The 9,013-nt window shown below is 61.5% G+C and carries 8 protein-coding genes; 3 read left to right on the top strand and 5 right to left on the bottom strand.

All coding sequences use genetic code 11. The features are described from left to right. Positions 1–560 precede the first annotated feature (560 nt). The 3 genes from msrQ to ACFQ3C_RS12235 all read right to left on the bottom strand — a co-directional run bounded on the left by msrQ (position 561) and on the right by ACFQ3C_RS12235 (position 3,642). Positions 561–1,172, bottom strand: coding sequence for a protein-methionine-sulfoxide reductase heme-binding subunit MsrQ (gene msrQ / locus ACFQ3C_RS12245; protein WP_380792117.1), 612 nt, complete (start codon positions 1,170–1,172; stop codon positions 561–563). Positions 1,173–1,175: 3 nt separating this feature from the next. Next, positions 1,176–2,081: a protein-methionine-sulfoxide reductase catalytic subunit MsrP gene (msrP, locus tag ACFQ3C_RS12240; RefSeq protein ID WP_380792115.1), complete on the bottom strand. Its 906-nt coding sequence runs from the start codon at positions 2,079–2,081 to the stop codon at positions 1,176–1,178. A gap of 67 nt (positions 2,082–2,148) precedes the next feature. Continuing rightward, complete coding sequence (locus ACFQ3C_RS12235; RefSeq protein WP_380792113.1) at positions 2,149–3,642, bottom strand: FMN-binding glutamate synthase family protein; 1,494 nt, start codon at positions 3,640–3,642, stop codon at positions 2,149–2,151. Between the two features lie 170 nt (positions 3,643–3,812). Between ACFQ3C_RS12235 and ACFQ3C_RS12230 the strand changes: the two genes are divergently transcribed. Both ACFQ3C_RS12230 and ACFQ3C_RS12225 read left to right on the top strand, forming a co-directional pair. Next, positions 3,813–4,256 (top strand): DUF302 domain-containing protein, encoded by a 444-nt coding sequence (locus ACFQ3C_RS12230; RefSeq protein WP_380792111.1) that lies wholly within the window; start codon positions 3,813–3,815, stop codon positions 4,254–4,256. A gap of 226 nt (positions 4,257–4,482) precedes the next feature. Beyond that, the gene (locus tag ACFQ3C_RS12225; protein WP_380792109.1) at positions 4,483–4,962 is read left to right on the top strand and encodes a fasciclin domain-containing protein; all 480 of its coding nucleotides are present in this window, start codon (positions 4,483–4,485) and stop codon (positions 4,960–4,962) included. 88 nt (positions 4,963–5,050) lie between these two features. Here the strand turns inward: ACFQ3C_RS12225 and clpB are convergent, their stop codons facing one another. Next, on the bottom strand, positions 5,051–7,669 hold the full coding sequence (gene clpB / locus ACFQ3C_RS12220; protein WP_380792107.1) for an ATP-dependent chaperone ClpB: 2,619 nt from the start codon (positions 7,667–7,669) through the stop codon (positions 5,051–5,053). Between the two features lie 349 nt (positions 7,670–8,018). Between clpB and pyrF the strand changes: the two genes are divergently transcribed. After that, on the top strand, positions 8,019–8,720 hold the full coding sequence (pyrF, locus tag ACFQ3C_RS12215) for an orotidine-5'-phosphate decarboxylase (RefSeq protein WP_380792105.1): 702 nt from the start codon (positions 8,019–8,021) through the stop codon (positions 8,718–8,720). A gap of 18 nt (positions 8,721–8,738) precedes the next feature. Here the strand turns inward: pyrF and ACFQ3C_RS12210 are convergent, their stop codons facing one another. Then, a complete protein-coding gene (locus ACFQ3C_RS12210) occupies positions 8,739–9,011 on the bottom strand; it encodes a hypothetical protein (protein ID WP_380792145.1) in 273 nt (90 codons plus the stop codon). Positions 9,012–9,013 lie beyond the last annotated feature (2 nt).

The following is a 9,013-nucleotide window of genomic DNA, read 5'->3' as shown; positions in this document are numbered from 1 at the left end:
GAGACAAAATCAACCAGGCGCGCCTAAATCACTAAGCGCATCCCGCCCAACTTGTCCCCAAATTCTAACCCAGGATCTCCCTCAGAAGCACCGCTCCATCGTTCCGTCCCAGTCTGGCAACCCATCACTGCGTCGCCGTGAGGGGGGTTCTACGGTTTGCCGCCGAAACCCGCAAGGGCTTTTTTCACAAACCTCGCATTTTTTTTGGAAAGCCGTTTTTTCATTGAAATATAGGGGGTTAGGGAAATGTAGTTTCAATCAAGCCGCTTGCGACGCAAGAAAATATCCTATGCTGTTGCCACGCGATAACTACATCTAGCGTTACCCACAGACCTATCCCCAAGAGGCGCGACAAGGGCCTGCGAGTCGTACCTGCGGGACCGCACCTGCCGGGGTGAATTCAGCCTTTTGCAAGCCGGTGAGGGTTGGCGCGGTCGCCGGAAAATCCGCAAAACCGTCCGGATTGGCCCGAACGCCAGGATGTTGATTCCATGGCTGCCCGCAGATTGGACCGATTCACAGGGCGTCTGCCCGGTTTCGAGGCGGAATGAAAACGCTGATCAGGCCCGGCTGACGCGCCGGGGCCTTGCCAGCACTGGCAGGCGCAGGGCCAGCAGCACGGCAATGGCCAGAAGGTAGACGAGCGGTTCAAGCTGGAAGCCTTTCCGCAGCATCACGAAGTGAATCGCCCCCAGCGGCACCACGACATATGTCAGTTTGTGCAGTCGCCGCCACAGGGGGCCCAGCTTTCGCACCGACAGGTCATTGGATGTCAGGGCCAGCGGGATCATCAGCACGAAGGCCGACATCCCGATCGTTATATAAGGACGCTTCACGATATCGGCCCAGATCCGTGCAAGGCTTTGCACATCCAGCACCAGCCAGACCAGCAGGTGCAGCGCCACATAGGTAAAGCACAGAACACCCAGCGCGCGCCGGAACCGCAGCAGGTTCAGCCCGGCGTAGCGGCGCAGCGGGGTGATGCACAGACCCGCCACCATGATCTGCAGGGCCAACAGGCCCAACTCATGTTCCAGCGCCTTGATCGGCTCGACCCCCAGGCCGCCAGTCAGCCCCAGATACAGAAACCAGGGCGCTGGCAGCAGGCCAAGACAATAGACCAGCCAGACGGGGATGCGGCGGACCGCGGTATTCACCTGATCCGCCAGCATCGTTCAGTAGTTCTTTGCCAGGTCCATGCCGGCATAGAGGCTTGCGACCTCATCGGCATAGCCATTCATCATCAGTGTCGGCTGGTTCCGGGCGAAAAGGCCCGCGCCGATCCGCTTTTCCGTGGCCTGACTCCAGCGCGGGTGATCCACCTCGGGGTTCACGTTGCTGTAAAAGCCGTATTCGCGCGGCAAGGACTTGTTCCAGCTGGTTGGCGGCTGTTTGTCGGTCAGGGTGATGCGTACCACCGACTTGATCGACTTGAACCCGTATTTCCATGGAACCACCAGACGCAGGGGAGCGCCGTTCTGGTTGGGGATGTCCCGACCATAGATGCCGGTGGCCATGATGGTCAGGGGATGCATCGCCTCATCCAGGCGCAGGCCTTCGACATAGGGCCAGTCCAGCACGGGAAAGCGTACGCCGGGCATTTCCTCGGGGCGCAGGAGGGTTTCGAAGGCCACGTATTTCGCGCCCGACTTCACGCCCGCCATTTTCAGAAGATCGGCAAGTTCGAACCCGTTCCACGGAACCACCATCGACCAGGTCTCGACACAGCGGAGACGGTAGATCCGCTCTTCTACGGTCATGCGGGCCATGATGTCTTCGAATGTGTAATCGGCCGGGCGGTCAACCATCCCGTCGATCCTGACAGTCCAGGGCGAAGTGGTCATGCGGCTTGCATATCTCGCCGGGTCACCCTTGTCGGTGCCGAACTCATAGAAGTTGTTGTAGCTGGTGATCTCTTCGAAAGTATTCGGCTTGAGGTCGCCAGACTGTGCCTGGCCTGGCCCCGCCAGCCCCACCAACCCCAGACCCGCAACACCCGACAAAAGCGAGCGGCGGTTCAGATAGACGCTTTCGGGCGTCACGTCACGTTCAGTCAGGTCTGGTTTCCAACGGTTGGCCATGCGCCTCTCCTCCATTTACCACACAAGCATTTATCGCGGCCTGTCCGCTTTTCAAAAGCACGTCTTCTCACATTGGCGTGGTCGGATTGTAACTTGGGCGAATCTTGTTGAGCGGGATCGACTCGCCATTGGCCTGCACCAGTCTGACATGGCGCCGCCGCATCAGGCGCGGTTCGGCCACGCCGACGGAATGGGCGATGGTTTCGACCTCCTTGATGATGGACTTGGCGTAATTGGCCACCTTTTCGAACTTGTCCTCGACCACAAGGCCGCGCTGCAATTTGGGATCATGGGTCGTGATGCCCGTGGGGCAGGTATTGCGGTTGCATTTCAGCGCCTGGATGCAGCCCAGGCTGAACATGAAGCCGCGCGCCGAGGTGACGAAATCGGCGCCCGCGCAGATCGCCCAGGCCACATCGCCGGGATTGACCAGCTTGCCGCTGGCGATGATCCGGATCCTGTCCTTGAGGCCGTGGCGGTCGCGCAGGTCCACAATCCTGACCAGCGCCTCGCGCAGCGGCATGCCGACAAGATCGATCAGCGGCATTGGGGCGGCGCCCGTGCCCCCCTCGCCCCCGTCGACCGTGATGAAATCAGGCGCGCTGTTTGCGCCGCGACTGTTGATCAGGGTGAACAGATCCTCCCATGCTTCCGAGGATCCGATCACCGTCTTGAAACCAACCGGCTTGCCCGTGACCTTGCGGATATGGCCGATCACGTCCAGCAGGCTTTCAAAGCTGTCGATCTCTAGGTGACGGTTGGGCGAGACACTGTCGCGGCCCACCGGGATCCCGCGGATTGCCGCGATCTCGGCATTGACCTTTTCACCCGGCAGGATGCCCCCTTTACCGGGTTTCGCGCCCTGCGCCAGCTTCAGTTCGAACATGCGGACCTGCGGATTGTCCGAGACCTCGCGCAGCCTTTCGTCGCTCAGGTTGCCATGTTCATCGCGCACCCCGTATTTTGCCGTACCAATCTGATAGACGATGTCGCAGGCCCCGGTCAGATGGAAAGGGGACAGCCCCCCCTCGCCCGTATTCAGCCATATGCCGGCCTTGGCGGCCCCCCGGCTCAGCGCCTCGACCGCCGGGCGCGATATCGCGCCATAGCTCATGCCAGATATGTTGAAGATCGACTTTGCGCGGTAAGGAATGGCCGCCGTCGGCCCGATGACCATGGGTTGCGTCACCGAGAACTGATCGTCCAGCGGCGGGAACACCGCATTGACGAAAATCGGCGTGCCGGGGATCGAAAGGTTGCGGGTCGATCCGAAGGCGACCGTATTCCCCTGCCCCTTGGTGGAATGATAGACCCAGTCGCGCTGCGCGCGGTTGAAGGGCATTTCCTCGCGGTCCATGGCAAAGAAATACTGCCGAAAGAATTCGCCCAGCGCCGTGAACAGATGCCGGAACCGCCCGATCACCGGATAATTGCGCCGCACCGCATCGCCGGTCTGCAGCTTGTCCACCACAAAGAACAGCAAGGCTGCCAGAACGCCAACGCCCAGCGCCATCACGAAAAGCAGCGCCAGCAACAACAGGGCGTTCATTGCAAAATCCATACGTTCAATCCTTTTGATTTGTATCAATGCAATATGTGACCATAGGTATACATTGCGAAATTAAGGACGTTGCGACAAGGCATGTTCGGACTTCGACCGGATGCGCCAAGGGACGCAATCCGGAGATCGGATAATCCGACTGGCCAATGCACTCCAAGGAGGAACCAAGCATGAAGACTTTGTTGATGACAGCGAGCCTTGCCGCCTGCATCGCGACCACGGCGGCGGCGCAGGACATGATCACCTACACCACGAACCAGCCCTTCGAGGATGTGATTTTCGGGCTGGAGAACGCGATCATCGACCAGGGGCTTGTGATCGACAGCACCTCGCATGTGGGCGATATGCTGGAACGGACAAGGGCCGATGTGGGATCGGACGTGACGATCTTCCTCAAGGCGGATGTCTACAGCTTCTGTTCGGCGGCGGTGTCGCGCAAGGTGATGGAGGCGGACCCCATGAACATCGTGTTCTGCCCCTATGACATCTTCGTCGCCGTATCGCCCGATACGCCGGATCAGACCATGATCGGATTCCGCAGCTTTCCCGAGGGTGCGATGAAAGAGGTCGAAGCGCTTCTGGACACGATTGCGCGGGCAGCGATCGGCCAGTAGGACAATATCAACCCCAGGCGGAATCAACCCCAGGCGGAATTGATCACGGCGCACTCGCGCCGGATCACAAGATTTTCAGTGGAAACCGAAACAGGGCGTGGCTTAGGGCTGCGCCCTTTTTCGTCAAGCCGGACAGGCGGAAAACCCCGGTGAACCAGATGCGGATGCGCGGCGTAATGGTTACGATGCCAATGACGGCGTCCTGACAATTACCGGGAGAAAACACATGTTCCGCAGAACCTATCTTGCCATGACCGCAGCCGCCCTGATGGCGGGCCCCGCCTTTGCCGGCGGCATGTCCAAGGATATCGTCGACACTGCCGTCGAAGCCGGCAGCTTCAACACGCTGGTCGCCGCCGTACAGGCCGCAGGCTTGGTCGACACCCTCAAAGGCGAAGGTCCCTTCACCGTCTTCGCCCCGACGGATGAAGCCTTTGCAGCCCTGCCCGCAGGCACCGTCGAAGACCTGCTGAAGCCGGAAAACAAGGATACGCTGGTGGCGATCTTGACCTATCACGTCGTGGCCGGCAAGGTCATGTCGGGCGATCTGTCCAACAACATGATGGCAACCACCGTCCAGGGTGGCGACGTGACCATCATGACCGAAGGCGGCGTGACCGTGAACGGCGCCAATGTCGTGACCGCGGACATCGAAACCTCAAACGGCGTGATCCACGTCATCGACGCAGTGATCCTGCCGGAATAATCCGCAGCGGGTTATCGGACCAATGGAAAAGGCGGGCCCTTGGCCCGCCTTTTTTGTTCAAGCAGGGGTCGATTGACCCGTTGCCATGTCAGTGCAGCACGGCATCGTCCGGCTTGGGTCGGTTCGATGCGGCGATGCGGTCGCCGATGATCAGGCCATCCGCCCCGGCCGACACCGGAACGATCGTGCCATCCTTGATGTCACCGGCCAGCAGCATCTCGGCCAGCGGATCCTGCAGCGCGCGCTGGATCACCCGCTTCAGCGGACGTGCGCCGAACACCGGATCATAGCCTTCATCGGCCAGCCAGGTCTTGGCCGCGGCATCCAGTTCCAGCACGATCTTGCGCGCCGCAAGCCGCTTGAGCAACCGGCGCAACTGGATCTCGACGATCCCGTCCATGTCCTTGCGCGACAGGCGGTCGAAGATGATCGTCTCGTCCAGGCGGTTCAGGAACTCGGGTCGGAAATGCGCCCGCACCGCATCCATCACATCGCGCTTGGCAGCAGAGGCGTCCGAACCATCCGGAAGCTGGCTGAGCGCCTGCGCCCCAAGGTTCGATGTCAGGACAATCAGCGTCTGCTTGAAGTCGACCCTGTGACCCTGACCATCGGTCAGCACACCGTCATCCAGCACCTGCAACAGCACGTTGAAGACATCCGGGTGCGCCTTTTCCACCTCGTCGAACAGCACGACCTGATAGGGTCTGCGCCGCACGGCCTCGGTCAGGACACCGCCCTCGTCATAGCCGACATAGCCCGGAGGGGCGCCGATCAGGCGGCTGACCGAATGCTTCTCCATGAATTCCGACATGTCGATCCGCACCATCGCGTTCTCGTCGTCAAACAGGTATTCAGCCACGGCCTTGGTCAGTTCGGTCTTGCCCACGCCCGTCGGCCCCAGGAACAGGAACGAGCCCAGCGGCCGGTTCTCGTCGTTCAGCCCGGCACGCGCGCGGCGCACGGCATTGGCCACCGCTTTCACGGCAGTGTTCTGCCCGATCACGCGGCGGCCCAGCTCCTGCTCCATGCGCAGCAGCTTTTCACGTTCGCCTTCCAGCATCTTGGTGGTTGGAATGCCGGTCCAGCGTTCCACGACCTGTGCGATCTGCTCGGGGCGCACGGCCTCTTCGACCATCACACCATCGGCGCCGGTTTCCTCGGCCACGGCCAGCTGTTTCTCAAGCTGCGGGATCACGCCATAGGACAGCTCCCCGGCTTTGGCCAGGTTGCCCTCGCGCTTGGCGATGTCCAGCTCGGCGCGGGCACGGTCAAGCTGCTCTTTCAGGTCGCGCGCACCGGCCAGCTTGTCACGCTCGGCCTGCCATTTCGCGGTCATCTCGGCAGAGCGTTCCATCAGCTCGGCCAGATCCTTTTCCAGCGTGCCCAGACGATCCTTGGAGGCAGCGTCATCTTCCAGCCGCAGCGCTTCGGCCTCGATCTGCTTTTGCAGGATCTCGCGGTCCAGCGCGTCCAGTTCTTCGGGCTTGCTGTCCACTTCCATGCGCAGACGGCTGGCGGCCTCATCCATCAGGTCGATCGCCTTGTCCGGCAGGAAACGGTCGGTGATGTAACGGTGCGACAGGGTCGCCGCTGCCACCAGTGCGCTGTCGCTGATCCGCACACCGTGGTGCAGCTCATACTTTTCCTTGATGCCCCGCAGGATCGAGATCGTGTCTTCGACTGTCGGCTCGGACACCATCACCGGCTGGAACCGCCGCGCAAGGGCTGCGTCCTTTTCCACGTATTTGCGGTATTCATCCAGCGTGGTTGCGCCAACGCAGTGCAATTCACCGCGCGCCAAAGCGGGCTTGATCAGGTTGGCCGCATCCATCGCGCCGTCGGATTTACCGGCACCGACCAGCGTGTGCATCTCGTCGATGAACAGGATGATCTCGCCTGCGGCTGCGGTCACCTCGTTCAGGACGGCTTTCAGCCGCTCCTCGAATTCACCGCGATATTTCGCGCCAGCAATCAGCGCGCCCATATCAAGCGCCATAAGGCGTTTGTTACGCAGGGATTCCGGCACGTCGCCATTGACGATGCGAAGCGCCAGACCTTCGGCGATGGCGGTCTTGCCGACACCGGGCTCACCGATCAGGACCGGGTTGTTCTTGGTGCGGCGGCTGAGAACCTGCATCGCACGACGAATTTCCTCGTCCCGGCCGATGATCGGGTCGATCTTGCCCTCTTCGGCCGCCTCGGTCAGATCGCGGGCGTATTTCTTCAGCGCGTCATAGCCTTCTTCGGCACTGGCCGTGTCGGCGGTGCGGCCTTTGCGAATGTCGTTGATCGCCTCGTTCAGCTTCTGCGCTGTGACGCTTCCTGCATCCAGCGCGTCCTTGGCAGGTGATTTGACCATGCAGAGCGCCATCAGAATACGCTCGACCGGCACAAAGCTGTCACCGGCCTTGGTGGCCAGCTTGCCGGCCTCGTCCAGCACCTTGACAGTGACATTGTCCAGATAGACCTGCCCCGCATCGCCCGACACTTTCGGGATCTTGCCCAGCGCCAGCGCAGTTGCTTCGGCCACGCGCACGGGGTCGCCGCCTGCGCGTTTGATCAGGTTGCTGGCCAGCCCCTGATCGTCGTCCATCAATGCTTTCAGAATGTGTTCGGGGGCCAGACGCTGGTGATTGTCGCGCATGGCGATGGTCTGTGCAGCCTGAACGAAACCGCGCGACCGCTCCGTGAACTTGCTCAAGTCCATGGTCTTTCTCCTTTTTCCAAGCGCCCGCGTCTTGTGGTGCCCGCTTTGCGGCACACCCTGTTCCGGGCCTCAGACCCAAGATGGTTGCGCGGCGCAACCTGTTCAAGTCCTTCCTGCCCCTCCATCGGCGGGTATGATGAATAAATCCCGAAAAAATGGATCCTGCCTGGACAGATTTTTCGTCTCTCGGCTGTCGCGCAAGACCACGGACAGTCAGGGGTCGCGCGTTGCACGGCCCAAGGATGCTGGGCAGGCGCGGCCAGCGCGGCACATCTCAAGTCTTGCCGACGGACAGGTCAGCCGCTAACACCGCCCGAACCCTGACATGCCATGCCCGAAGGATACCGCCATGACAGCAACCGATGACCGCCTGATCGTTGCCCTAGATGTGCCGAACGCGCTGGAGGGCCTGGCCCTGGCCGAAAAGCTGGGCGATGCGGTCGGTTTCTACAAGATCGGCCTTGGGATGCTGACGGGCGGCGGGCTGGCGCTGGCCAATGAGCTGAAACAGGAACACGGCAAGCGCATCTTCCTGGACATGAAACTGTTCGATATCGGCGCCACGGTCGAGGCGGCAGTCCGAGGACTGGCGCAATACGATCTGGATTTCCTGACCGTACATGGCGATCCGCATGTGGTGCGTGCGGCGCGCAACGGGGTCGGCGGCAAGGACATGAAGATCCTGGCGGTGACGATCCTGACCTCGCTGGACCGTGGCGATCTTGACGCGGCCCTGATCAAACCCGGCAACGTGACCGACCTGGTGCTGGAACGCGCCGCCCTTGCCTTTGAGGCCGGGGCCGATGGTGTGATCGCCTCGCCGCAGGAAGCGGCGCTGATCCGCAGCTTGCCACAGGCCGAAGGCCGCCTGATCGTGACGCCGGGTGTTCGCCCCGCAGGTGCCGACAAGGGCGATCAGAAGCGGATCGCAACCCCGGCGCAGGCCGTTGCGGACGGGGCCGATCATATCGTGGTGGGACGCCCGATCTGGCAGGCGGCCGATCCACGTCAGGCGGCGCTGGCTATTCTGGACGAATTGCGCGGGGCGTGATCACGCCCCGCGGGGCAATCAGTTCTCGTTGATGTCGCGATCCCAGATCTTGACCTGACCCTTGCGGATGCCGACCAGTCGGCGCAGCGCGATCCATGCCACAAGCGAGGCGATCGCGAAGATCAGGATCAAGACGAAAAGGTTGCCGCCCAACACGCCAATCAGCAGCAAAAGCCCGACGAGGGCCGCGCCGATGGCAAACCCCAGAAGGATGAAGCCGGGCAAGATCACCTCGGCCACGGCCAGCGTCACGCCGACGACGACCCAGACCCACCATTCCTGCCAGAGCACCA

The organism is Seohaeicola saemankumensis (assembly GCF_042678485.1).
Taxonomy (GTDB): Bacteria; Pseudomonadota; Alphaproteobacteria; order Rhodobacterales; family Rhodobacteraceae; genus Seohaeicola; species Seohaeicola saemankumensis.
This window is presented reverse-complemented; position numbering and strand designations above follow the sequence as displayed.

Excerpts from the sequence above, each read along its gene's own strand:
- msrQ (WP_380792117.1), bottom strand. The coding sequence starts at position 1,172 with ATGCTGGCGGATCAGGTGAATACCGCGGTCCGCCGCATCCCCGTCTGG.
- msrP (WP_380792115.1), bottom strand. The coding sequence starts at position 2,081 with ATGGCCAACCGTTGGAAACCAGACCTGACTGAACGTGACGTGACGCCC.
- ACFQ3C_RS12235 (WP_380792113.1), bottom strand. The coding sequence starts at position 3,642 with ATGGATTTTGCAATGAACGCCCTGTTGTTGCTGGCGCTGCTTTTCGTG.
- ACFQ3C_RS12230 (WP_380792111.1), top strand. The coding sequence starts at position 3,813 with ATGAAGACTTTGTTGATGACAGCGAGCCTTGCCGCCTGCATCGCGACC.
- ACFQ3C_RS12225 (WP_380792109.1), top strand. The coding sequence starts at position 4,483 with ATGTTCCGCAGAACCTATCTTGCCATGACCGCAGCCGCCCTGATGGCG.
- clpB (WP_380792107.1), bottom strand. The coding sequence starts at position 7,669 with ATGGACTTGAGCAAGTTCACGGAGCGGTCGCGCGGTTTCGTTCAGGCT.
- pyrF (WP_380792105.1), top strand. The coding sequence starts at position 8,019 with ATGACAGCAACCGATGACCGCCTGATCGTTGCCCTAGATGTGCCGAAC.